The sequence below is a fragment of the Lacisediminihabitans changchengi genome, from assembly GCF_016634425.1.
GTDB classification, from domain to species: Bacteria; Actinomycetota; Actinomycetes; order Actinomycetales; family Microbacteriaceae; genus Lacisediminihabitans; species Lacisediminihabitans changchengi.
This window is the reverse complement of record NZ_JAEPES010000002.1, coordinates 449,721-474,799: the sequence shown is the minus strand read 5'-3', so window position 1 is coordinate 474,799 and position 25,079 is coordinate 449,721. Positions and strand designations below refer to the sequence as shown.

At 67.8% G+C, this 25,079-nt stretch carries 15 protein-coding genes; 4 read left to right on the top strand and 11 right to left on the bottom strand.

Annotated features, from left to right (window positions below; all coding sequences use genetic code 11):
• Positions 1-63 precede the first annotated feature (63 nt).
• The 10 genes from IV501_RS07730 to IV501_RS07685 form a co-directional block, all read right to left on the bottom strand.
• Positions 64-3,006: an FtsK/SpoIIIE domain-containing protein gene (locus IV501_RS07730; protein ID WP_200555874.1), complete on the bottom strand. Its 2,943-nt coding sequence runs from the start codon at positions 3,004-3,006 to the stop codon at positions 64-66.
• Positions 3,007-3,159: 153 nt separating this feature from the next.
• Positions 3,160-4,110, bottom strand: a complete 951-nt coding sequence (locus IV501_RS07725) for a double zinc ribbon domain-containing protein (protein WP_200555872.1) — start codon at positions 4,108-4,110, stop codon at positions 3,160-3,162.
• A gap of 10 nt (positions 4,111-4,120) precedes the next feature.
• The gene (locus IV501_RS07720; RefSeq protein ID WP_200555870.1) at positions 4,121-6,481 is read right to left on the bottom strand and encodes a transglutaminase-like domain-containing protein; all 2,361 of its coding nucleotides are present in this window, start codon (positions 6,479-6,481) and stop codon (positions 4,121-4,123) included.
• Positions 6,478-7,992: a DUF58 domain-containing protein gene (locus tag IV501_RS07715; RefSeq protein ID WP_307812229.1), complete on the bottom strand. Its 1,515-nt coding sequence runs from the start codon at positions 7,990-7,992 to the stop codon at positions 6,478-6,480. The genes IV501_RS07720 and IV501_RS07715 overlap by 4 nt, the downstream gene beginning before the upstream one ends.
• A complete protein-coding gene (locus IV501_RS07710; protein WP_200555868.1) occupies positions 7,989-8,960 on the bottom strand; it encodes an AAA family ATPase in 972 nt (323 codons plus the stop codon). The genes IV501_RS07715 and IV501_RS07710 overlap by 4 nt, the downstream gene beginning before the upstream one ends.
• 57 nt (positions 8,961-9,017) lie before the next feature.
• On the bottom strand, positions 9,018-14,882 hold the full coding sequence (locus IV501_RS07705) for an Ig-like domain-containing protein (protein WP_200555866.1): 5,865 nt from the start codon (positions 14,880-14,882) through the stop codon (positions 9,018-9,020).
• Between the two features lie 30 nt (positions 14,883-14,912).
• Positions 14,913-16,391, bottom strand: a complete 1,479-nt coding sequence (locus IV501_RS07700; RefSeq protein ID WP_200555864.1) for a serine/threonine-protein kinase — start codon at positions 16,389-16,391, stop codon at positions 14,913-14,915.
• 206 nt (positions 16,392-16,597) lie between these two features.
• Positions 16,598-17,392: a PP2C family protein-serine/threonine phosphatase gene (locus IV501_RS07695; protein WP_234698354.1), complete on the bottom strand. Its 795-nt coding sequence runs from the start codon at positions 17,390-17,392 to the stop codon at positions 16,598-16,600.
• A gap of 138 nt (positions 17,393-17,530) precedes the next feature.
• Positions 17,531-18,241: an FHA domain-containing protein gene (locus IV501_RS16545; protein ID WP_200555860.1), complete on the bottom strand. Its 711-nt coding sequence runs from the start codon at positions 18,239-18,241 to the stop codon at positions 17,531-17,533.
• A 2-nt stretch (positions 18,242-18,243) separates the two neighbouring features.
• Positions 18,244-19,674 carry a gamma-aminobutyraldehyde dehydrogenase gene (locus IV501_RS07685; RefSeq protein WP_200555858.1) on the bottom strand — a complete coding sequence of 477 codons (1,431 nt, stop codon included), beginning with the start codon at positions 19,672-19,674 and terminating at the stop codon, positions 18,244-18,246.
• A 115-nt stretch (positions 19,675-19,789) separates the two neighbouring features.
• Between IV501_RS07685 and IV501_RS07680 the strand changes: the two genes are divergently transcribed.
• The 4 genes from IV501_RS07680 to IV501_RS07665 all read left to right on the top strand — a co-directional run bounded on the left by IV501_RS07680 (position 19,790) and on the right by IV501_RS07665 (position 23,973).
• Positions 19,790-20,257, top strand: coding sequence for an Lrp/AsnC family transcriptional regulator (locus tag IV501_RS07680; RefSeq protein ID WP_200555856.1), 468 nt, complete (start codon positions 19,790-19,792; stop codon positions 20,255-20,257).
• A gap of 9 nt (positions 20,258-20,266) precedes the next feature.
• Positions 20,267-21,670, top strand: a complete 1,404-nt coding sequence (locus tag IV501_RS07675; RefSeq protein WP_200556157.1) for an aspartate aminotransferase family protein — start codon at positions 20,267-20,269, stop codon at positions 21,668-21,670.
• Positions 21,671-21,759: 89 nt separating this feature from the next.
• The gene (locus IV501_RS07670; protein ID WP_307812228.1) at positions 21,760-23,001 is read left to right on the top strand and encodes an NAD(P)/FAD-dependent oxidoreductase; all 1,242 of its coding nucleotides are present in this window, start codon (positions 21,760-21,762) and stop codon (positions 22,999-23,001) included.
• 57 nt (positions 23,002-23,058) lie between these two features.
• A complete protein-coding gene (locus tag IV501_RS07665) occupies positions 23,059-23,973 on the top strand; it encodes an NADP-dependent oxidoreductase (RefSeq protein ID WP_200555854.1) in 915 nt (304 codons plus the stop codon).
• 53 nt (positions 23,974-24,026) lie between these two features.
• Here the strand turns inward: IV501_RS07665 and IV501_RS07660 are convergent, their stop codons facing one another.
• Positions 24,027-24,995, bottom strand: coding sequence for an aldo/keto reductase (locus tag IV501_RS07660; RefSeq protein WP_200555852.1), 969 nt, complete (start codon positions 24,993-24,995; stop codon positions 24,027-24,029).
• Positions 24,996-25,079 lie beyond the last annotated feature (84 nt).

Here is a 25,079-nt window from a genome sequence, read left to right as displayed (position 1 = left end):
ATCGGCGATTTTGAAACACAATCTTCACGAGATCAGCACAATTTCGCCGTTATGAGCACGGAATCACTCGCACCGGTGTGATGCGAGCACTCTTTCCAGCGTTCCATCGGGATGCAGCAGCCACGCGGTCTCCCGAGCTGAGTCGAGCGGAGGCGGGAGCACGCGCTGCCCCGTGATCGCCCGCAGTTCGGTGAGGGTGCACCGGTCGATGAGCACCAGCACAGCGTGGCGGAGAATCGCGAACTGGGACCAGCGGGCCTGCCAGGTCTGCGGGTCGGCGACCCAGACCCGCGGCTCGGCAGGATCGAGCGTCAGCTGCCCGGTGGCGGGACTGGTCAGGTCAACGGCTCGGGGGAATCGCCGGGTGAGTTCGGCCGGGCGGCCGGTGACCACGATCAGCCCGGTTTCGCCTGGGTCGATCGCCGTCGCGGTCACCGGTGGCTCTGGCACCGTCCGATCTGGCACTGTCCGATCTGGCACCGTCCGATCTGGCACCTTCTGCTCTGGCGTCTCCTCGAGAGCGACCTGTACCTCCGCTCCGCGCCACTCCCCGCGCCCGGGCGGTGCGTCCGAACTGTACAGCTCCGCCGTTCCGCCAGCGATCAGATGTTCCTGACGGTCGGAGTGTCGCAGGATGACCCGGCTCTCGCATCCCGCCACAACGGACTGCAGCCCGCCCGGCAGCCGCCGCGCGGCGAGCACCAGCCAGAGTTCCGCGCCGCCGCCGGTGCGCAGGATCTCGTGCAGCATCGCCGCGAAGGCATCGCGATGCTCATCCCCGAATCGGGTCATGAGCACGTCGAGATCGTCGATGAGCAGGACTTCGGGGAGTGAACGCCCTCGCCGGAGGTCATCGACGACGGCCGCCACGGCATCCCAGGCTTCCTCCGGCAACGGGGGAATCACCCGGCCCCCGGACGCCGCCGCGAGGGTGCGCACCAGCTCGGACTTGCCCGCTCCGCCGCCCCCGAGCACCAGGATGGACCCGTCGGCGGCCGGGTTCCAGACGGCGGGCTCCTGCCGCTGAAGATCGGGGAGGTCGACCACCCCGAAGGCGATCCCGGATCTCCCCTCGCTCGGCCTGCGCGTGATCGATTCGGTCGAGATGACGGTTGCCAGTTGCGGGCACCACGGTCTGCGCCCCGGCGCGGATCCGTTCCAGCGCTCGGTCACTGCCGCGATGTCACTCAGTTCGACGATCGCCACCTGCACGACCGCGGGGTCGGCCCCGGCGAGCGCCAGTATGGCGCGACCCGGGGGATTCACCGGGAGCCTGGCCGCGGCATCCGTTCCCACCACGGCGCTGCTATCCGCCCGGTTGTTCACTCGGAGGGATAGCCGCAGCGGTACGTTGGCGAGCACCGAGTCGCGCACCACCCCGGCCGGCCGTTGCGTGCACAGGATGAGATGGATACCGAGGGAACGCCCGCGCGCGGCCAGATCGGCGAACAGCGTGTGCAGTTCGGCGAAGTCACCAACCAGCGCGGCGAACTCGTCGACCACGATCACCAGCCGCGCCAACTCGATGGTCGGTGGCATGTCCTCGATCGACCGCGCCTGCGCGTCGGCGAGCACCTGCTCACGGTGTCGAACCTCCGCCCGCAGGCTGTGTAGCGCCCGGCGAGCGGTGCGCTCGTCCAGGTCGGTGACCAGGCCCACGACATGCGGGAGCGCCGTGATCGGTGAGAAAGCGGAACCGCCCTTGAAGTCCACGAGCAGGAAGGTGACCTGACTCGGCGAATGCGCGGCAGCAAGAGCCAGCAGCCAGCTGAGCAGCAGTTCGCTCTTGCCGCTTCCCGTCATCCCGCCGACGACGGCGTGCGGACCGTGACGCACCAGATCCACCGCGACCGGCCCCGTTTCGAGGCTCAGGAAGGTCGCCGACAGAGTGGTCCGTGCACGCTCGAGATCACTCTCAAGCCCGCGCAACGCCCCCGGGATTGCCGAGAACTGCAGTCGGCTCGGCAACTCGTTGATCGTGCCTCGCCGGGTGCGCGCTGCGCGGGCCAACAGCTCGGCGCTCTCCGCCGCCTGTTCCGCCGACAGGTACACCACACCGAGAGGGCCGAGCATCGCCGAGTCGGGGTGTCCGACGACCGCCGCGCGCCCAGCACCTCCCACCCGGAGAACCACCCGACAGCGGTGTGGCAGCTCGCGGGGCGTTCGCCCCACGGCCACCATTGCCTCTCCGACGGGCGTCGCGCGCCGCAGTGAGGTCTCATCTGGCAACTCCGCGAAGGTGATCAGCGTCGTGCCTGTCGACTCTGTGCTGCTCGCCGCTCCTGGAGCGATGGCCCGCGCCCCCGGGAGGCCGTGCGGCAACATCGTCACCCACTCCTCAGCCGACTCCGCCCCGACCACCGTGGTCTCGGGCGCAAGGGCATTCGCCAGCTGCAGAATGAGGCCGCGTGCCACGGAGGTCGCGAGCTCCGGCGGCCCGCAGACTCCGATGCCGAGCCGAGCATCGACGACGACCGGCGCAGCGTCGACGGTGGCTGCCCGATCTCGCACCGCGGAGACATCCCCGTCGTTCGTCGAGTCCTCGCCGTCGATCACTATTCCGGAAGCGATTTCCCCATAGCCGATCACGACAGGGGTCGGCTGCTGCAGGTTGCCGTGCCACCGTTCGGGGTCGCGTTCGGGGATGTCGAGCAGCGCCATTGGTCCCGGATTGCGCCGGTGCAATCTCTCGCGTTCCCGATCGTGTTCGCGCAGCACCGCGTCGTACAGGTCGGCGAGGTCGGCGGCGAACCGCTCGCGTTCGAGCCGCGCGGTTCGACGCCCGTTCACTCGAGCATCCGCAAAACTCGCCACGGCGATCAGCGGCCCCAATAGCGCAAAGACGAGAGCGAAGGGCGAGGAGGTAATCGCCCAGATGACCACCGACCCGACGACGGGAGCGAGGCTCGCCAGAAGCGGAAACGGATGCCGCGGCGGCGGGTCAGGCGGCCGTGGCAGGCGCAGCCGCACGGTGTCACCGGCGCGAGTATCTGGCGGTGAGGTCATGCGTCAATCATGAGGATCGGCACCCCGGGAACGGCGCGATTGTGGTGATCTGTGGGCGGAGCGGCGGCTTCGAGGGGTGTGTGGGAGTGGATTTCGATACGCGTCCTCGCGCGGACGCTCGGGCGCTACTCAATCAGCGATACGTGACCGCGGTCAGCTCACGATGAAGAACTGTTCGCCGATCTCCACGCGTGTTCCCCGCACGAGCCGGTATCTCTTGTCGGGCTGGCACCGTACCGCCGCGGTATCAGGCTCGCGCACGATGGTGCCGTTGCCGGAGAAGCGGTCGAGGATCCAGAAACTGCCAGCATCTTGCCCGAACTCGAGGTGGGTCTTGGAGACCGAGCGGCTCGGGTCGATCACCCGCACCAGCTGATCGAAGTACTCCCCTGGCTCGGGGATGGGGTTACGCCCGATCAGTCCGGTTCCCTGCACGGTCGAACTTTCGCCCGTGCTGAACTGCAGGATGAATCGCTCCCCGCCGGCGCGCTTCGGTTTCACGATGCGGGTCGCCTCGAGGTCGGCGATCTCCTCGTCGGCGCTCGGCGCCACTCTGTCGCGAGCGGGACTGACCGAGACCGCCGGGCGCACCGGTGCCACGGGCTTCTCGACAACCGGCTCCTCGACGTCAGGCTCCCCAACGCCCGAGAGGAAGGCGGGCAGGTCGGGCAGGGTGAGCGGCGCGGGCGGGAGGGGACGAGAGACGGCCGGGCGCTCGGATGACGGCACGGGAGTCGCCGACCGTGCGACCGGCGGCGTGGTTGCGGCGGCGATCCTCTCGATCACCACAGTGTCGCGCGGCTGGCTGAACGAGCGGGCGGCGAGCGGCGAGACGGCTCCGCATTCGCTGCAGAAGATCTCTTGCGGGCCCATCGCCGTTCCACACTGCTGGCACCGCGCATCCGTCGATTCGCTCCATGGGCGCTCGTGCGGCTCGGGCTGTGCGACGGGTGGCGGAGAAACCAGAGCGGGCGGTGCAGGCGGCTGGGCGATGGGCGCCACGACGGCCGTAGCGACGCTCTCAGCGGCGGCCACTGCACGACCACATTCGCCACAGAACAGAGCGCCCCCCGGCAGCGCTGATCCACAAAACGTACACGGCACGAGCGATCCCCTATCGCGTGAAGAACTTCTTGACACTATATCCACCGAGCGATTTGAGTGAGACGGCCGCCCTGATCCGTTGCCAGCGCGTGCGGTCGTCGTCGAGGGTTGCAACGAGTTCGCGCACGGAGCGCCACACGTTCTCCGCATCGTCATCGTCCGGCTCGGTCGGCGAGAAGACCGCGCGATCGGTGATGGCGGCGAGCACCAGCGGGCGCATCCCCCCGATCGCCGAGGCGACCTCGGTGCGCGTTGCCCCGATCGGCGGATCGAAGCCACGGTCGATGACCGAGTCCTCGTACTCGCGCCAGCCGCCGCTGATGCGCTCGAGCGGCGTTCCCTCGCGCCTCCTCTTGCGGCGACGACGCACCTTGGCGACGATCACGGCAAGGAACGGGGCCAGCACGATCGCCGCGCCCAGCACTACCCAGCCCAGCACCGTGAGTACCGCGAACAGGATGACCAGCCAGGGCTCGAGCGGCTCGGTCTGATCCTGAGTGGTGTCGGGCGGCGACTGCGTGTTGCGAGTCTGCTGATCGTCTGGGGGCGGCTGAACCGGCGACTGCGGCCGGGCGATCCTCGTCGGCTCCTGCGGCAATTCCTCCGGAATCGGACGGATGGCGGGAGTCGGATCGATGGTGACCCAGCCGTAACGCGCGCTGTTCACCTCGATCCAGGCGGAGACATCCGACCCCCGAACCGTGGTGACTCCGGCCGGGTCGATGTTCGTCGGCGCGAAGCCGAAGACCACCCGCGCCGGGAATCCGAGTTGGCGCGCCATCAGGGCCGCGGTGACCGCGTACTGCTCCTGGTCGCCGATCATCCGCTGATCGGTGAGCAGCTCGGTGATGCGGTCGGCGGCGTGACCGGAGCGGCTGCCGGGCTGATTAGGGTCGACGCCATGGCTGACGTAGCCGTTCTTCTTCAACTGACTGATCATCTCAGCCAGTTGATTTCCCGCACCGGTGGTGCCGCGTACCCAGTCATCCAGGGTCGACGCCACGTTGTCGGGAAGGGTGCCGATCTTGGGAACTGTCGCCGTGCCGGGGCGCAGCGCGCCGAGGTCGTCGGCGGCGGGCTGCACGGGTTCGATAGCGTCGAGCGAATAGGCGTCGCCGGACCGCAGCGGGGTGAGCACCGCCGCAGTGCCGCTGGTGTTGTTGTAGTAAAAAGCGTCGCGCAGCGAGGTGGCGCCTCGTCCGGTGAACTCGATGCTCTCGAACTTACCGATCGTGGGCACCCAGACGCCCCGGTAGTCGCCGATCGTGACGTCGAGATGCACGGCGGTACCCGACATCGTTGATTGGTCGAATGTCGACGGCACCCGCGTGAACGATCCGGAGTCGCTGGTGACCGCCGCGCTGCCCACGGCATAGACGATTCCGTCATAGCTGTCGAGGGTGGCGATGCGGATGCGACCATCGGCGGGCAGACCGCGCACCGTGAGAACGGTGCTGTCTGCCGTCGCGGGCAGCTCGTAGTGTCGGAATCCACTGAGCGGGCTGACGTAGTCACGCGGGTTGAACGGCTGCTCCACCGCGCTGCGCAGCACCTGGCGTTGGCCGGTCGGCGGCAGCAGGGTGGTCGCCCCGATACCGGCCGCGGCGGCGACGGCGATGAGCAAGGCGGCACCGAGGAGGGTGCGGGGCCCGACGAAACCACGATCGGCCACGGTCTCGAGCGGGCGCCCCGCGGCGTCGAGAGCGCGGGCCAGGCGGCGGATCGACTCGCGGCGCCGGTACCAGCGCCACCAGATCATCCAGAGCAGCACTGCGGCGAGCAGCCCGAGCGCCTGCGCCAGCGGCCAGCTGGCGAAGCCGGGGCCGAACATGGTCGCGACCACGAAGAGTACGACCGGAGCCACGGCGCCGAGCTCGCCGTAACGAGACCGCAGGGCGACCGTCAGGCCGATCACCACCGTACCGAGCACCAGCACAAGGGCGGGGATCAAGAGCGTTTGATAGCTGCCGACCGGCAGGGTGATGGTGAGCAACTGCTTCCAGCTCAGCGCGGTACCGCGGAACAGTTCGAGAAGCCCCTGCCCCGTCGGCAGCACCCCGTAGAGCGCACGTGTCGGCACCGCGAGCGGCACGCCGAGCACCGCGTAGGCACCAACGGTGGCGCCGAGCACGAGCGGACTCGACCAACGGAAACGGGCACCGCCGATGGCGATCGCCGACCCCACGAGCGTGGCGACCACGATGAGGATCACCACCTGAGGGCTGCGATATGTGGCCCAGAGGGCGGTGGCGGCTATTCCCGTCGTAACCCAGAGCATCGCGGTATTGACCAGGGTGAATCCCAGGGAGAGCACGCGTCGTCGCGGGCGCAGTCCAGAGCCGACGGAGGTGCGGGAAGAAACGGATGTCATGCCGCAGCCGATTTCGCCAGAGACTTCTGCAGGTCTTCGAGATACCCGATCGTCAGCACGCTCAACCCGGCGACGCGGCGGAGTCCCGGCACGGTGTCCGGGTCGCAGACCACGGCGACCACCTCGACGCCGGAGGGGAAGCTGGTCGATGCGGCGCGCAACTCCGCGTTGGTGGTGAGCGAGCCGCACACCAGGAACGCGACGGAGATGCCGCTGATGTCGTCCGCGGTGACCCGCGCGACATCCGTGATGCCGATGGCCGAGGCCGAGTTCTCGACCACGGCCAGGTCGTCGAGCAGGCGGGTGCGCGTGAGGGTGTTGAGCTGCCGCACCGCCAGCACCTTCTGTTTGGCGAACTCTGGCGTGCGCTCGCTGACGACCACCGACACGGTGCGAGCGTCGCGGATGGCGCGGGCGCCGAGGCTCCCCGCGACGCTGACCGCCATCTCGAACTCCTCCTCGGTGGCGTAATTCGGGGTCGCGAGGCTCAGGGCGATCACGAGGTGGCTGCGGCGCGTCTCCTCGAACTGACGCACCATGTACGTGCCGGTCTTCGCCGTCGATTTCCAGTGGATGTAGCGGCGCTCGTCACCGGGGGTGTACTCGCGCAGGGCGTGAAACGAGACATCGCTGTTGGTGAGGTCCCTGGTCGGATTGCCCTCGAGATCCCGGATGAATCCGGTGCTGGTCGACGGGATGCCGATGGTGCGCGGGTGGATGAACAGCTCGGTCGACTCCGTCCAGACGAGTTCCCGGCGCACCAGCCCGATCGGGTCGGCGCGTACGGTGCGCACCGGGCCGATGGCGAGCACGCCGCGGCGTGCGGTGGGCACCACGAATTCGTGGTCGAACGCGGCACCCTTGGCGAGGCTCGGCAGCGCCAACTCTGCGAGACCCGGCCCGACCGGAATCTCGACCTTAACACCGAGCAGGCGACGTCGGGTCGGGTTGGTGACGGAGATGAGTCCGGTGGCCGGCTCCCCCACGACTACCCGGCTGTGCGGAACGTCGAGGGCGATCAGGAAGGCGCTGCGACCAATCAGATAAAGGCTGGCCACGGCGAGCAACACCAGGATGGTCCAGCCGACCACGACGAGCTCGATCCAGGCCACGGCGTACCCGAACCCCAGCGCGAGAGGCACCGCCGCGAGCATCACCCAGCCGAGCGGAGTGACGACGGCGGATGCCCGACGCAGCCCGCCCGCTATCGCGAGGCCGAGCGCCCGTCCGACGCGCACCAGGGTGATGACGAAGTCCGCGATCGGGCCGGTGCGGTTTCCGACGATGCGGGTACGGGCGTTGGTGAGCCCCTCGGCAGAGGTGATCGTGGCGGAGCCGCTTGCCGACCGCGCTGTACTCGACCGCGCTGTACCCGACCGCGCTGTACCCGACCGCGCTGAGGACGATCGGACCGATGTCATCTTGCCGGTCGTTCCCTTGGCTGCCGACCGGTCGCGCGCGGAGCCCGGCGATGCCGTGCGGGCAGAGGCCGCGTTGCGTCTGGGCGTCACACCGCTTGCCGATCGCTCGGGGGCGGAGTCTCGATGAGCAGCTGACTGACAATACTGGAGGTGGTGACCCCGTCGAATTCCGCTTCGGGGTCGAGCACCAGACGGTGGGCGAGTACCGGTTCCGCGAGCGCCTTCACGTCGTCGGGGATGACATAGTGCCGGCCGTTCGCGGCGGCCAGGGTCTTGGCGGTGCGGATCAGGGCGAGTGCGCCGCGGACGCTGGCCCCGAGGCGCACCTCCGGAGTGGCCCGGGTGGCTTCGACCAGGCGAGAGACGTAGTCGTTGATCGACGAGTCGACGTGCACGGTGCGGGCGAGCTTGGCCATCTCGACGATGACCTCATCGCTGGCGATCGAGGGGACGATCGTGTCGTGCGCGCGCACCCCAGCACCCTCGAGGATGCGCACGGTGGAGGCGTGGTCGGGGTAGCCGATCGACGTCTTCATGATGAAGCGGTCGAGCTGGGCCTCGGGCAGACGATAGGTGCCTGCTTGCTCGATCGGGTTCTGCGTGGCGATCACCATGAAGGGAGCGCCGACCGCGTGCGTCACGCCGTCCACGGTGACCTGGTTCTCTTCCATCACCTCGAGCAGTGCTGCCTGAGTCTTCGGGCTCGCTCGGTTGATTTCATCCGCCAGCACGATGTTGGCGAAGATCGGTCCACGGTGGAACTCGAAGTCGCCCGAACCCTGGTCGTAGATACTGACGCCGGTGATGTCGCCGGGCAGCAGGTCGGGGGTGAACTGGATGCGGTTGGTCGACCCCTTCACACTCTGGGCCATTGCTCGCGCCAGCGAGGTCTTGCCGGTACCGGGGAAGTCTTCGAGCAGCAGATGCCCGTCACTGAGCAGCGCGGTGAAGGAGAGCCGAACGACGAAGGTCTTGCCGAGCAGAACCTGATCGACATTCGCCACCAGCCGGTTGAAGATGTCGGAGAACCACGTGGCCTGCTCTTGGGTCATCGTCATGGTTCGTGCCTTTCATTCGTGCCGAAACAGTTGGTGCAACAGAAAGCGGTGCTGAGGTCAGTGCGCAGTGCCGTTGCTGTCATACGTGAGTTGATAGGTCTGGTCGTTGGCGGTGACCCGGATGCGGAGCTCTGCCGGTCCGACACCAATGGTGCCCGTGTCACAGTTCCCGCCGGTCTGGTCCATGGCGTGAAACTCGACGTCGGCACCGCAGGAGTATTCCACGGCGTCATAGTTCGCTCCGCTGGGTCGACTCAACCAGGAGAACACCCCCCCGCTGTCGTCCAACACGCCATTGGATGTGAAGGTGGGCCGACCGATGCTGGGATCGACCGGGACCGGGCTCATGCTGAACGGCTGCGACCAGGCGTTCTGGCAGAGGGCCGCGCCCCCGTCGAAGCTGCGGCAGGCACGCAACGCCACCGTGTTGCCGTCCGTGCCATATGTCGCACCGTTGATGAAGTCTCCGACCGAGATCGGTCCCTGCCGATTCCCGCCGTTGACCCGGTAGTAGAGCTGGTAATCGCCGGTGAGATTCGCGCCGCCGATCTGCGCCGAGCTGAGCACGTCATCCCAGGCCGTGCCATTGCGGCTCGGGCCTCCGAAGCTCGCGCCGGTGATCACGCCCGGGCCGATGCGGGCGGCGACCGGCGAGGTCGCGGTGCAGCCGATCTCGTTGGTGGCGAACACCACCACCGAGTAGCGCTGCTCGCTGGACAGGCCGCCGAATGCCGCGGTGGTGGCGAGTCCGACAGACTGCGCCTGGGCTCCGCTCGGCTGCATCGTGCCGCAGGTCGGCGCGTTTCCGGTATAGGCGACGGCCGTGTAGCCGGTGATGTCGCGGCCGTTGCCGGAGAACACCCCGGCCCAGTTCACGGTGATCGTGTTGTCGTTCACGGCCGCACCCGGGGTTCCGGTGGCCAGGGGCTTGCCGGCCGGCACCCCCGCCCCGGTGGCGGTGTTCCAACTCGTCAGACTCGAGAATGAACCGTTGCGCGGGCTCACCGTCACGGTCACCTGCTGCCCATTGCTGAGGCCGTATGCGTCGGTCTCGCAGGTGGAGTTGCCGCAGGCCGAGGCGGTGATGTCGGCGGAGACGCCGCCGGCGTTGACGACATACTTCGTCACCGCACTGCCGCCCGCGGGGGCGGCGACGACAGGCCAGCTGATGCGCAGACCGCCGTCGAGCGGGCTGGTGTTCACCACCGACGGGGCCGGCGGCACGATGTCCGACCAGATGGGCGAGCCGAGGGCGACCGCGGCCGATGCGCCGAGGGCGTTCTTCGCCACCACCCGGAGTCGTACCGCGTTGCTCGGACCGTTGCCCGGCGTGGTGATGTCGCACACGGTGATCGCGCAGGCCGTCGTGACGCCGGAATCGTCTGTTCCGGCCGACATCGTCACCTCGTAGCCGGTGATCGGCGAATTGTTGTCGGAGCCCGGGGCCCACTTGAGGGTGATGCGCCGGTCGCCGAATGAGGTCGCCGTGAGCCCGGTCACCGCATCCGGCTTGTCTTGAACGGAGATCGTCACCGTTCCCCACACCATGCGGTCCGGGTCGCCGGTCGCATCGGCCACCTCGTACTGCAGGGTCGTATTCCCCGGTTGGGCGGAGTTCGAGACCGTGATGCTCAGCCGCGAATTGTCGGCGTTGGGGGTGATCGACACTCCGGCCGGCAGCGCATTGCCCTCGAGGCCACGGATAGCGACCACCTTCAGCGGCTTGCCCGGAAACGGGTTGGTCGCGGCGTCATTGCCGAGCACGTCGACCGAGGTGGTCTGCCCGCGCGCGACCGCGACGGAGTCGGGCACGGGCACCGGGAGCGGGCGACTGGAGGCGACCACGTTAAGTTGGATGCGGCCAGATTGGCCGGTGGCCAGGGCATCCCGCACGGCCAGGAGGATTGCGGTGGAACTGCCCTTTGGCGTTCCCTCGTTCGCCTTCAGCGACAGCGTCTGGCCGGTCAGCGTGTAGCTGAAGCCGGACGGCAACGGGCTGAGCACCGTGTAGGCGAGCTCCGGGGCATCCTTCGGGTGGGGGTAGTTGGTCAGCTTCGACAGATCGATGTCGCGCGATGAGCCCGGCTCGAAGTCGATCATGCCGCCGATGAAGACCGGCGGCTGGTTCTGCCGCGGGGTGACGGTGATCGGCAGCACCAGCGTGGCCACGTGACCGACCGGATCGGTGGCCGAGCTGCCATCGGTCACCTCGAACGAGATGGATGCCGGCCCGAAATAGCGGTCGGCCGAGGTGAAGCGCAGGGTGTGGTCGTTCACCACCAGACTGTCGCCGTTGGCATGCGTCGCCTGCACCGTTGCCGTGCCGGTCAGCTGCACCTTCTTGCCGCCGATGGCGAGCACGTAGTCGTTGAGGTCGATCCGCAGCTCCGCCTCGCTGGCCACCGTGAGCACCGGAGCCTTGCGATTGAGCTGCGGCAGGGCGTCGTCGAGCCCCGGTACCCAGACGAAGGCGTACGACACGATCTTGGGGTCATCCGGGTTCGCGACGACGAAGGGGATGATCTGGCTCTTGTTCTGCACGGTGACGTGGATGCGCTTTCCGGGCGTCACCGTCGTCTCCTTGGAGTACCCCGGGAGCAACGACACCTTCAGCCTGCTCGCCGGACCATCGGCGAAGAAGGTGTTGCGCAACACGTTCACGTTGATCGAGTCACGATTCAGGATGTCGGTGAGGCTGAGCACCGTGTCGTCGACCACCGGATACGCGCGCGGGGCATTCGGTGTCACCGCCACCGTCACGAAATTCTTGCTCTGGCCGCCGAAATCGTTCTCGATCGTATAGATCACGCCGTAGGTGCCGGTCTTCTTGGGCGGGGTGATCTGGACGATGTCGCCGACCACTTTGGTCTTGATGTCTTTGCTGTTCGGCTCGACCTTGACGATCTTCAGCGTGCCGCCATCCGGATCGGAATCGTTGGCGAGCACCTGAACCGAGACGGTGGCGCCCGGCCGCGCCGTCACCTCGTCCTCGACGGCGACCGGATTGCGCGCACCCTCCGATTTCGGACTGATTCCGATGCGCACGGTGCCGGTCGCGCGCGCGCCGAGCGCGTCGATGACGGTGTAGGTGAAGGTGTCGGTTCCGGCGGAATAGTCACCCGCCTGGTAGTCGAAGAAGTCGGGACCGGTGAGGGTGACCGAGCCCTTGTCGGGGTTCGTCTCCTGCCCGAGCAGCTGCACCGAGTCGCCGTCGGGGTCGATCCCGGTCAGCGGGATCGAGACGCGCACCTTCTGCCCCGCCAGCACACGGCCGACCACCGTCGCCGGAACCGGCGGGTTGTTCGTCGACGCGACCGGTTCTCGCACAGCGATCTTGACCTGAGCCTGAGCGACCTGACCGTCGGGGCCGGAGATCTCGTAGACGGCGGAGAAGTCGCCGGTCTTCTGCGGGGCGAGATAGCGGAGCTTGTCGCCGGAGGCGAACAACAGGCCCGAATCACCTTTCAAACCGATCGAGAGCAGCGGATTGAGGGTGAGCTCCTCGCCATCAGGCTGCACGTCGTTGGCGAGAACGGGGATATCGATGGCGTCACCGACACGCACGGTCACCGAATCGTCGTTCGCCACTGGCGGCTGGAGCCTCGCCGGTACCGGGATCTGCACCACCGTCACCACGCCCTCGGCTTCGGAAAGCCCGTTGGTGATGCGGTAGTTGAAGCCGACCGGCCCATCGTCGAGCGGCGCGGTGAGCGTGACCCGGATCGCCCGCTGCTCGATGACGTCGGCACGGACGCCGGAGTTCTGCGCCACGTTGTAGACGCCAGTGACCAGCAGCACGCCCCCGGCCGGGTCGATATCGGTCGAGGCGACATCGACCGTCTGGCTGCTCAGCGTCTGCACGAAGATCGTCTTGGGGATCGTGATCGGCTTGGTGTTCGCGTCCGGCGGGGCCGCGACATCCACCCGGATCTCGCCGGTGACCGTCTGATCGCCGTCGTTGACCACGTATTCGAGGTAGTGCGTGCCGACCTGGCTGCTGCTGAACCGGAATGTCCCCGCCTCCAGGCTCGCCACGATCGTCGATCCGCTCTTGGCCGGAACGCTCGAGAGATGGAGCACACCCGTCCCGCCGCGCACGTGCTCGAGCGGCGAGATGGTGATCTCCTGGTCGGCGTAGGTCGAGACCGGGAACGGATCCGTGATGATCGGCAGCTGCCCGGGGGCCTTGACCGTCACGCTCAGCGTGCCGGTGCCATCCGCTCGACCATCCGAGACGATCAGGGTGACCGATCGCAGGCCACCCGTTGCTCCCCCCTCGGCGAAGGCGAGACTCCCCTCGGGCTTATAGCTGACGCCGTCGGGTTCCGCGGTCGATGCGCCGGCGAGATAGAAGGCGTCGCCATCCGGGTCGACCCAGTCCCCGAGAACGGATGTCGTCACCCTCCCGCCCTCGACCACCAGGGCCTTGCTCAGCCGCACCTGCACCGGCGGAGAATCCTCGGAGGGCTGCCGCACGCCCACCGTGACGTGGGCGCTCGCCGTGCCGCCCCGCCCGTCGCTGATGGTGTAGTCGAAGCCGACCGAACCGCTCGCGGTGGGGAGCAGGGTGAGCTGCAGCTGTTGGGCGTTGTTGATCAGGTCGAGATGACCGATGCTCTCCTCGATCGGGGTGAAGTCGGTGATGACAAGCACGTCGCCGTTGGGGTCGTAGTCGTTGAGTAGCACCGGCAGCACGCTCGACCGACCCGGGCGGGCGCCGAGTGAATCATCGACCGCCACCGGAGGGGTCTGGGTCTTGTCGTATTCCGGCGGGGTGTCTTCGCTGTCATCCTGCACCTGCTGCTGGTCTTGGCGCACGGTGATCAGCTCTGACCAGTTGCCGATGTACTGGCCGTTCTGCTGCACCGCCCAGGTTCCGCCGCCGCGCGGATCGTTGAGCACGACCGTGTCACCGTTGACGACGAAGGCGAGTCGGGATGCCCCGCCCGGCAGCGAGGGAAGGTGCAGTTGCACGCTTCCGCTGCTGCCACAGCGCCGGTCCGCCGTGCCGTCAGACCACGCCGCGTAGCTGCAGCCGTTCACGATCGCCGGCGCGACGGCGGTGCCGGAGTGACCGCTCGCGAGCACGGTCGAGGTGCCACCGGCGATCGGCACCGAGAGCAGACCGCCCGAGTACCCCACGAGCACCGTGTCCCCCGCGGCACTCGCCTGCTGCAGTACCGGGGCGCCGTCGGCGGGGATTCGCGAGCCGAGATCGATGGTGCCGCCCGCGGTGCGCAGTGTGCGAGAGGCCCGATCGAGCAGCACCCAGCTCTCGCCGACCGAGCTGATGGAGACATCCGCCACATCACCGCCGAAGCGGACGCCGGAGGTGCGGTCGACGGTGGCGGAGTTCGCCGCATCGACCCGATAGACCTGGTGAGCCGCGTGCGAGTAGACCCAGAGCACGCCGTCGGGACTCACACTGGCTACGGAGTCTGCACCGAGGCTCAAGGTCGGTTGCGACTGTGCGTCGAAGTGCGCGAGGTCGGCGAGCGCCACGATCCAGAACTGGCCGGTTGTTGCCGAGCCGACGACGACGTTGTCTCCGGCGATGAACAGTTCGGGCTGTTGGGGAGGCAGCGGGGCGCTGTCGAGCACGCTCGAGGTCGCGGCATCGACGATGTCGACCTTGGCGTCGGTGCGGTCGAACAGCAGAACGGTCGCGCCGTGCTGGACCACCTGGATGTCCGTTCCGGTGCTGGTGACCACGGTGTTGAGCGCGAGCACCTGCGGGTTGGCACGTCCGATCACCTGGGACGTGCCGTTCGATACCCAGACCGAACCGTCGTCGAGAGTGACCTTCTGTGCGGCGTAGCCGCTGGAGACCACCGCCAGCGTGATCACCAGGCTGGCGATCGCCGCTCCGCTCACCGCACTGATCACCAGGGGACGGTGGGCTGCGAGCCACTTCTTCAGCATGAGAGCCTCAGCTTACGAGTCACGAGTTCGTCACCCGGAGAAATCCACGCACTTCTCGGTGCTCGCCGGACCGGTCTTGCCCTCGCGATTGACCGCGACGGTGATGCAGACCCGCTGGCCCTGTGACGCGTCTACCGAATAGGTGCGCGTGGTCTGCAGGCTCGATTGGCCGTCGCGGGTCGACACCTCGTACTGGTCCCCAGACTTGACTCCAGGATCGACCCAGGTGAACTGCACCGAGTCGGAGTTGGACCGATCGGAGATGTCCGCCACCTTCGGGATGTCGGTCGAATTAGCCTGCACCAGCACGACGGTGGCGATCGTGCCAAGCCCGAGCACCAGCACGGCGGCAGCGATCAGGCTCCAGACGAACGCGCGCACTCTCCTGCTCGTGGTCGCCGCTTCGGTAACGGAACTGCCGCGCTGGCTGTTCTGTCTCGCACTACCGGAAGCCGCAGCGCTCTGGCCACGTCCGGTGTTCTGGCGGTTCGACTGCTTGAGGATAGTGCCCACCCCGGAGTAGCCCACCGCGACGGGTGCTCGGCGGCGGCGGCGGCCGGCACGCGGCGGCTCGACGCCCGCCAGCGCGCGAACGCGGGTACGGTCCTCGACGTCGGAGACGGTGGCAAGTGCCCAATCGTCCATTTCGACCTCGATGGCGGTCTGCGGCACGCCGAGTTCGGTCTCGATCGCCTGCAACTCGCGCACCATTTCGATCACGCTCGTGGGGCGCGCGTCCGGCTTGCGCGACATCCCCCGCTGCAGCAGCTGTTCGAGGCTGCGTGGCACATCGGAACGCCCGATCGGCTGCGCCTTGGCCCGATTGATCCGACCGATGAGATCGGCTGACTTGTTCGACTCCCCCGGTACCTCGAACGGCGAGCGTCCGGCCAGCAGCGAGTACACCGTGGCGGCGAAGGCCCAGACCTCCGACCCGATGCTGCCTGGAGTTTCATCCATGAGCACTTCGGGCGCCGACCACGGGATCGACATTCCCACCGACTCGGTCGCCTCGAACTCGGTCAGCGTCGACGCGATACCGAAGTCGGAGAGCACCGGGTGTCCGTACGCCGTCAGCAGGATGTTCGACGGCTTGATGTCACGGTGCAGCACCCCGGCGCGGTGAGCGGTCTCGATCGCGCTGCCGATCTTCACGGCGATCTGCAGCACCTCCGGCACCGGAATGCGCTCTCGGCGGTATCGCTCGCTCAACGCCGAGGAGCAGAGCTCCATCACCAGGTACGGTCGGCCGTCGGCAGAAACACTCGCCTGGTAGACCGTGAGGATCGACGGATGCGAGCTCAGCTGGGCCATCAGGTTGGCCTCGGCCTGAAACATCTGGCGCACCTGGTCGTTGACCACCTCGCTCAGCATCACCTTGACGGCGACCTGACGACGCGGCATGTTCTGCTCGTACAGGAAGACGTCGGCGAAACCGCCCGAGCCGAGAACGTGGATGTGCGCGAAGCCGGGAAGGATGGGCGGTTGCGAGGGAAGACGGCGGGCCACGGCTCTCCCCTTCCCTGCGTTCAGCTGCGAGCTCCCCGCGAAGGGCGTGCCATCGGGGCACTGTCGCTCCGGCACGGTTGCGCCCAGCACGGACGGCGCCCCGCCCGTTGTCTATTGTAGGCACGCCACCGCCAGGAGCCCGCGACCAAAGTGCTGATGAGCGCGCCGTTTCGCATCCCCCGTTTGGGGGGGGGGTATTCGGGCGGTTACTCGCTGCGACGTCTACCGGCGCGTGGAGTCGTGTCGTCGAGTTCGAAGTCGCCATCGCTCGCGACCACGTCGACGACCACGGCGGTCACGTTGTCGCGGCCGCCACTGTCGAGTGCGGCGGCGACCAGCGCGGCAGCGGTATCTGCCGGGTTGAGACCATGCGTGAGCAGGCCGGAGATCTGCGGATCGTCGAGCTCTTTACTCAGCCCGTCGGAGCAGAGCAGCAGGCGCAGTCCGGTGCGCGCCGGGACCGCCCAGAAATCGATCCTCGGTTCGGCATTGAACCCGACGGCACGCGTGATGACGTTGCTCTCCGGGTGCGACTCGGCGTCCTCCGGGCGGATCAGGCCCGCGGCGACGAGCTCCTGCACCACCGAGTGATCGACGGTGACCTGCACCAGGGCGCCGAGGGTGCCGGGTCGCTCGCCGCTGTCGAGCTCGATGGCGTAGACCCGCGAGTCACCGACGTTGAACACCACCCAGTACGGCTCCCCCTCGTGCAGGGTCAACGCAGCCCCGGTCACCGTAGTTCCGACGCCGAGCGGCAGGTCTTCCGCCGCGCGGGCGATGTCTTCGGTCGCGTCGTGAAGGGCGAGCTCTATCGCGGCGGGCTCGATGAAGTCTGCGCCGAGAGCCAGAGCGAGCCGATTGACCACCGCGGCGCTGGCGACGTCCCCGGCGGAATGCCCGCCCATGCCGTCCGCGACCGCGAAGATAGGCGATTCGGCGATGTAACTGTCTTCATTGAGTTTGCGTCTGAGGCCGACATCCGTTGCGGCGGCCCACGCCAATCGGACCCCTGGCCCATCGCGACCTGGAAGTGTCAGCGCGAGTTCCGCGCTGCTGCGGCCTACTTCGGTCACGGTGGTGCCTCCCGGCGGGGACGGCGCGGCGATCCCGAGAGCTGGGCGCCGAGCGGATGTGCGGAACTAGTCACTCTCGCGGCTCTGCAGCGGGAGGATCTCGACGACGTTACTGTCGCCGATGTCGATAACGGTACCGGGCTGCACGACCACCGACTCGCCCTGGCGCAGTTTCTGAGTCCCCCGTCCCGGCGGGGTAACCGTCGTACCGTTGGTCGAGCGCAGGTCGGTGGCGATCACCAGGGCGCCATGCTGACGAAGTTCGAGGTGCGTACCCGACACCTCCTTGTTCGGGGATTCCACCCGGGCGAGCACGGGGCGTTCCCCGGTCGGTATGCGCGGCGGCGTGGGAGCGCGACCGATCAGCACCGGACTCTCGAGCGACACCGCCCGACCGTTGTTCACCCGGAATCCGTAGGCGAAAACGCGCTCGCGCGGCGGAGTCAGCGGGTACAGCACCTCCTCGATGGGCGGGGCCACGGGCTCGGCGGGTTCGACGAGAGCGGGCGGGGCCGTGGCCGGGGCTGGCGGAGTCTGGGCTGGCGGAGTCTGGGCGTGCGGAGGCTGGGCTGGCGGAGTCTGGGCGTGCCGAGTCGGGGCTGTCGGCGGCGGGACGCGGATGACGGTGTCGGCGTCGATGCTCGAGTCCGCGGCATCCGTCGTCTCTGTCGGACTCGTCTCTGTCGGACTCGTCTCTGTCGGACTCTTCTCTTTTGGAGACACGCGAGGGCGGATGAGTGTCTCCTCGTCGGGGGTTTCGGGACCGAGGCCGGTCACGGTCAGCCGCCGATGTACGACATCACGTGCTTGACGCGCGTGTAGTCCTCGAACCCGTAGCTGGAGAGATCCTTGCCGTACCCGGAGTGCTTGAACCCACCGTGCGGCATCTCGGCCACCAGCGGGATGTGGGTGTTGATCCAGACGCAGCCGAAATCGAGGCGCTTGGCGAAGCGCATGGCGCGGCCGTGGTTCTCGGTCCAAACGCTCGACGACAGGCCGTACTGCACGCCGTTCGCCCACTCGAGCGCCTGGGCCTCGTCGGTGAACTTCTGCACGGTGATGACGGGCCCGAAGATCTCGCGCTGCACCGCCTCGTCACTCTGCAGCAGCCCGGAGACGATGGTGGCCTCGTGGAAGTAGCCGGTGCTGCCCTGGCGATGTCCACCGAGCTCGATGGTCGCGTTGTCGGGCAGCCGGTCGATGAAGCCCGTCACCTGGGCGAGTTGGTTGGCGTTGTTGACCGGGCCGAACAGGATGCCGTCCGCATCCGGCGCGCCGGTCTTCGCGTTCTCACGGGCGTAGGCGGCGAGCGCGGCAACGAACTCGTCGTGGATTCCCGCCTGCACCAGCACCCGGGTGGCGGCGGTGCAGTCCTGGCCGGCGTTGAAGTAGCCGGCGGTGGCGATGCCCTCCACGGCGAGCGCGATGTCGGCGTCGTCGAACACGATCACCGGGGCCTTGCCGCCGAGCTCGAGATGCACGCGTTTGAGATCGCTGGCCGCGGCGCGCGCCACCTCCATACCGGCGCGCACCGATCCGGTGATCGACACCATCTGCGGTGTCTTGTGCTCGATCATCGCGGCACCGGTGGTGCGGTCGCCGGTGATCACGTTGAGCACGCCCTTCGGCAGGAATTCCGCGGCCACTTCGGCGAGCAGTAGGGTCGACGACGGGGTGGTGTCGCTCGGCTTCAGCACCGTGGTGTTGCCGGCAGCGATCGCCGGGGCGAACTTCCAGACCGCCATGTTGAGCGGGTAGTTCCACGGGGTGACCTGGCCGATCACACCGATCGGTTCGCGCCGGAGCTGCGAGGTGTGGTCCTTCATGTACTCGGCGGAGGCCATGCCGCTCAAGTGACGGGCCTCCCCGGCGAAGAATCGGATCTGGTCGACCGACAGCAGGATCTCGTCTTGGACCAACGAGGCGCGCGGCTTTCCGGTGTCTTTCGACTCCACGTTCGCGAACTCGTCGGCGCGGGCCTCCATCGCGTCGGCGATGCGGAACAGCGCGAGTTGACGTTCCCCCGGCGTGGTCTCGCCCCAGCTCTCGAAGGCCGCGGCCGCCGCCTGGAACGCGGCGTCGACATCCTCTCGTCCCGAGACCGGAGAGGTGCCATACACGCCCTCGGTCGCGGGGTCGATGAGGTCGAACCCACCGTCGCTTTTCGCCTCGACGTACTCGCCATTGATGAAGTTGCGCAGCTCGCTCATGCCTCCACCATAATGCCGCAGGGCGAACGGCCGATAGCCACCGAATCCGCAGATAAATAGCTCTATGGGTGCGGATTCACTTGTCGGAGTTGCCAAGGACTGACAGAATCGTGGCATGAGCCCCATCTCGAAGCCCGCGCAGTTGGACGACGTGTCCAAAGCCATCATCGAGCAGCTCCAGGCCGACGGCCGACGTTCGTATGCCGAGATCGGCAAGGCGGTCGGCCTCAGCGAAGCTGCGGTGCGACAGCGCGTGCAGAAGCTCACGGACTCCGGGGTCATGCAGGTCGTCGCCGTCACTGACCCTATGCAGCTGGGCTTCTATCGCCAGGCGATGATCGGCGTACGCGTCACCGGCGACACCACCGAGGTGTCCGAGCGACTGGCTAGCATCCCGGCCGTCGACTACGTAGTGCTCACCGCGGGCAGCTTCGACATCCTCGCCGAGGTCGTCTGCGAGAACGACCAGGACCTCATCGAGCTGTTGAACAAAGAGATCCGCTCGATCCCTGGCGTGCAATCCACCGAGACCTTCGTCTATCTGAAACTACAGAAGCAGTTCTACAACTGGGGAACTAGGTAAATCATGACCATGCCCACGGCAATCGACACGGCATCCTCTCGTTCATACGACGAGGCCGACCTGCAGCAGAAGGCCAAAGACCATCTCTGGATGCACTTCTCCCGCCAGTCGGTGATGGAAGACGGCCACGGCGTTCCCATCATCGTCAAGGGTGAGGGCCACCACATCTGGGACAGCCAGGGTCGCAAGTACTTCGACGGGCTGAGCGGGCTGTTCGTGGTGAACGCCGGCCACGGTCGGCGTCGGCTGGCCGAGGCTGCGGCCAAGCAGGCCGAGGAGCTGGCCTTCTTCCCGATCTGGTCGTACGCGCACCCGAACGCCATCGAGCTCGCCGATCGGCTCGCTTCGTACGCGCCGGGCGACCTGAACCGGGTGTTCTTCTCCACGGGTGGCGGCGAAGCGGTCGAGACCGCCTTCAAGCTGGCCAAGTACTTCTGGAAGCTGCAGGGGCGCCCGACCAAGCACAAGGTGATCTCCCGAGCCGTCGCCTATCACGGCACGCCCCAGGGCGCCCTGGCGATCACCGGTATCCCGGCGATGAAGGAGATGTTCGAGCCGGTGACCCCCGGCGGATTCCGGGTGCCGAACACGAACTTCTACCGCGCGACCGAACACGCCGACGACCTCAACGCCTTCGGCCAGTGGGCGGCCAACCGCATCGAGGAGATGATCCTGTTCGAGGGCCCGGAGACGGTCGCCGCCGTCTTCCTCGAGCCGGTGCAGAATTCGGGCGGATGTTTTCCGCCGCCGCCCGGATACTTCCAGCGGGTTCGCGAGATCTGCGACCAGTACGACGTGCTGCTTGTGGCTGATGAGGTCATCACCGGCTTCGGTCGCATCGGCGAGATGTTCGCGTCGACCACGTACGGCTTCCAGCCCGACATGATCACCTGCGCCAAGGGCATGACCAGTGGATACTCCCCGATCGGCGCGACCATCGTCAGCGACCGCATCTACGAGCCGTTCAAGCACGGGCAGACCTCGTTCTACCACGGCTACACCTTCGGCGGCCACCCGGTCTCGGCCGCGGTCGCGCTGGAGAACCTCAACATCTTCGAGGAGGAGAAGCTGCTCGAGAACGTGCGCACCAACTCCCCGATCTTCCGCTCGACCCTCGAGAAGCTGCTCGACTTGCCGATCGTCGGAGACGTTCGCGGCGACGGGTACTTCTTCGGTATCGAACTGGTCAAAGACAAGGCGACCAAAGAGACCTTCGACGACGACGAATCCGAGCGTCTGCTGCGCGGCTTCCTCTCCAAAGCGCTCTACGACAACGGGCTGTACTGCCGCGCCGACGACCGTGGAGACCCGGTCGTGCAGCTCGCTCCGCCGCTCACCATCGGGCCGTCCGAATTCGACGAGATCGAGGGAATCCTTCGTCGGGTGCTGACCGAGGCGGGGAACCTACTCTGACCACTCGGCGCTATCGCGATCTGAGCTTCTGGTTCGACTCGCTCGACGAGCCGTTCACGCCGCGCTCACCATTGGACGGCGACGCCGCAGTGGACGTCGCGATCGTCGGAGCCGGGCTCACCGGCCTCTGGACTGCCTATTACCTAGCGAAGGCCGACCCGACACTGCGCATCGTGGTGCTCGAAAAGCAGATCGCGGGCTTCGGCGCGTCCGGTCGCAATGGCGGCTGGTGCTCGGCGCTGTTCCCCGCCTCCACCGCGAAACTGGAACGGATGCACGGACGCCCCGCCGCGCTCGCCATGCGCCGCGCGATGATCGACACGGTCGACGAGGTGGGCCGGGTCAGCTCCGCCGAGGGCATCGACTGCGATTACCTCCGGGGCGGCACCGTGAGCTTCGCGCGCGGGTCTGTGCAGCGAGCCGCCGCCCAGACCGAGGTGACGGATGCCGCCGCCTACGGTGTCGACGAGATCATCCAGACCGCGCAGGGCAGTTTCGATCCCGCCTGCGCGCGACTACACCCTGGCAAGCTCGTCCGCGGCCTCGCCCGCGTGGTCGAGGGCCTCGGAGTGCGCATCGCCGAGCAGACCGAGGTGCTCGACTGGCAGCCGCATCGCGTGCTGACCGACCGCGGATCGATCACCGCCGACACCGTCGTCATCGCCACGGAGGGCTATGGGGCCACACTGCCCCGCACCCACCGGGACGTACTGCCGCTGTACTCCCTGATGATCGCGACCGAACCGCTCAGCGATGCCGCCTGGCGCGAATTCGGCATCGAGCATGGGCAGACCTTCGCCGATTTCCGCCACCTCCTGGTGTACGGGCAGCGCACCGCCGACAATCGGGTGGCGTTCGGCGGACGCGGCGCGCGCTATCACTGGGGCTCGAGCATCCGTTCGTCCTACGATCGAGCGCCCGACGTGTTCGAGCACCTCCGGGTGACCCTCGCCGACCTCTTCCCCGCCACCCGTGACGTCGCCGTCACGCATCGCTGGGGCGGACCACTCGGCGTGCCGCGAGACTGGCACGCCAGCGTTCGCCACGACCGGGCGACCGGCATCGCCAGCGCCGGCGGCTACGTCGGGGACGGTCTCAGCACCACCAACCTCGCCGGGCGCACCCTGAGTGACCTTATCCTCGACCGAGCGACCGAGCTCACGACACTGCCGTGGGTCGGCCACCGCTCGCCGCGCTGGGAGCCGGAGCCGCTGCGCTATGTCGGTGCAAACCTGGGCACGGCGGCGATGGCCGCGGCCGACACCGAGGAACGCCTCACCGGCTCACCGTCGCGGATCGCGCGACTGATGGCACCGCTGACGGGGCACTGAGGCGCCGCGACTCTTCCGCTCCGGCCCGGCAGGGAGGTGCGGCCCTAGTCTTGACGGATGTCCCTCGCAGTCAGCTATTCCGCCTATGGCGGCCCCGACGTCCTCGAGATCATCGACGTGCCGGAGCCGCACGCGGGGCCGGGGCAGGTGCGCGTCGCCGTGCGCGCCGCCGGGCTCAACGCCTTCGACTACAAGCTGCGGCGCAGTCCCGCGGTGATGCCTTCGCACACCCTCCCCTCCCGGCAGGGCTCGGAGTTCGCCGGCGTGATCGACGAGCTGGGAGACGGCGTCACCGGCCTGGCCGTCGGTGATGAGGTACTCGGCTGGGCGCCCCTCACGGCACAGGCCGAGTTCGTGGTCGTGAACGCCACGCACGTCGCCGCCAAGCCCGCCGGCCTCGACTGGGCCAGTGCCGGAGGTCTGTACTCCGTCGGCAACACCGCCCTGCGGTCGACGGATGCCGTCGCCCCCACCGCAGCCGACACGGTGCTGGTCAGCGCTGCCGCGGGCGGGGTCGGCATCCTGGCTGCGCAGTTCGCTCTGCGCACCGGAGCGACCGTGATCGGTACCGCCAGCGAGCAGAATCACGAGTTTTTGCGCGGCTTGGGCGTCATCCCGGTGGCGTACGGCCCCGGGCTCGTCGACCGCCTCCGGGCCGCAGCACCGCAGGGCATCACCGCCGTCATCGACAACGCCGGGGAGGAGACGGTGCTCGCTGCCCTCGAGCTGGGCGTCGCCCCCGCGCGGATCAACAGCGTCGTGTATTTCGAGGGTGCGGACAAGTACGGCATCTCCGTGGTGGGCAGTGGCAAGAAGACATCCGCAGAGCTCTGGGAACTTGCCCGGCTGGTCGCCTCGGGCGAACTGGTGCTGCCGATCGCGGCCACCTACCCGCTCGCGCAGGTGCGCGAGGCCTACGAGCGGCTCGAGTCGCGGCACCTGCGCGGCAAGGTAGTGCTGCTGGTCGGGTAGCGGGCCATTGGCGGGGCCAAACACGTGCGGCAGCCGCGAGTTCGCCCGGCGGGTCAGGCCGGCGGGAAGAGCGCCGAGATCTCGGCGAGGTCGTCGACCGTGGGGTTCCAGGCAGTGGCCGCCTCGACGTTCTGCACGATCTGCTCCGGCTTGGTCACGCCGGCGATGACGCTGGTGAGGCCGGGCTGAGCGAGCAACCAGGCGAGCGTCGCGGCGAGCATCGTCACGCCCTGGCGCTCGCAGAAGGCGGCGTAGCGATCCATGGCGTCCCACGGCACGTCGTCGAGCACGTGCGGGCGGATCGCCATGATGCGACTGTCGGCCGGGCGCGCCCCGCCGTTGAACTTGCCGGTGAACAGGCCGTTATACAGCGGAAAGAACGGCAGAAAGCCGAGCCCGTAGTGGTTCGCCGCGGGCAGCACCTCGTCTTCGACGCCGCGCACTAGCAGGGAGTATTCGTTCTGCGCCGAGATGAACTTGGGGTGGCCGCCGAGGATGGCCTGATACTCGGCGTCGGCGATCTGCCAGCCGGTCAGGTTCGAGTGCCCGATGTAGCGCACCTTCCCCTCGGTGATCAGGTCGTCGAGCACCGAGAGTGTCTCCTCGATCGGCGTCGACGGGTCGGGGGTGTGCAGCTGATACAGGTCGATCCAGTCCGTCTGCAACCGTCGAAGGGATGCCTCCACCGCGAGTCGCACGTAGCGCCGCGAGCCGCGCGCCCCCCAGTCCGGGCCGTTGGTGCCGGCCATGTTCATACCGAACTTGGTCGCGAGCACGATCTCGCCCCGACGCCCGCGCAGGGAGTTGCCCATCAACGTCTCGCTGAGTCCGCGCTCCGAGCCGTAGATGTCGGCGGTGTCGAACAACGTGACGCCGGCGTCGATGGCCGCGTGGATGACGGCATCCGTTCCCTCCTGGGTCTCGGTCACGGTCTGTGCGCGTCCGAAGTTGTTGCAGCCGAGCCCGATCGTCGAGACGACGAGCCCGGAGTTGCCGAGGGTGCGGTAGTTGATTTCAGCCATGCTCCTCAGCCTAGGCCGCGCTTCTCCACTCCCCCACAGCCCGTGACCGAGAGGGCGTTCAGCACAGGTCCGAAAACCGCCAGA

Coding starts and splice junctions, on each gene's coding strand:
- IV501_RS07730 (WP_200555874.1), bottom strand. CDS start 3,006: ATGACCTCACCGCCAGATACTCGCGCCGGTGACACCGTGCGGCTGCGC.
- IV501_RS07720 (WP_200555870.1), bottom strand. CDS start 6,481: ATGACATCCGTTTCTTCCCGCACCTCCGTCGGCTCTGGACTGCGCCCG.
- IV501_RS07710 (WP_200555868.1), bottom strand. CDS start 8,960: ATGACGATGACCCAAGAGCAGGCCACGTGGTTCTCCGACATCTTCAAC.
- IV501_RS07705 (WP_200555866.1), bottom strand. CDS start 14,882: ATGCTGAAGAAGTGGCTCGCAGCCCACCGTCCCCTGGTGATCAGTGCG.
- IV501_RS07685 (WP_200555858.1), bottom strand. CDS start 19,674: ATGAGCGAGCTGCGCAACTTCATCAATGGCGAGTACGTCGAGGCGAAA.
- IV501_RS07680 (WP_200555856.1), top strand. CDS start 19,790: ATGAGCCCCATCTCGAAGCCCGCGCAGTTGGACGACGTGTCCAAAGCC.
- IV501_RS07675 (WP_200556157.1), top strand. CDS start 20,267: ATGCCCACGGCAATCGACACGGCATCCTCTCGTTCATACGACGAGGCC.
- IV501_RS07665 (WP_200555854.1), top strand. CDS start 23,059: ATGTCCCTCGCAGTCAGCTATTCCGCCTATGGCGGCCCCGACGTCCTC.
- IV501_RS07660 (WP_200555852.1), bottom strand. CDS start 24,995: ATGGCTGAAATCAACTACCGCACCCTCGGCAACTCCGGGCTCGTCGTC.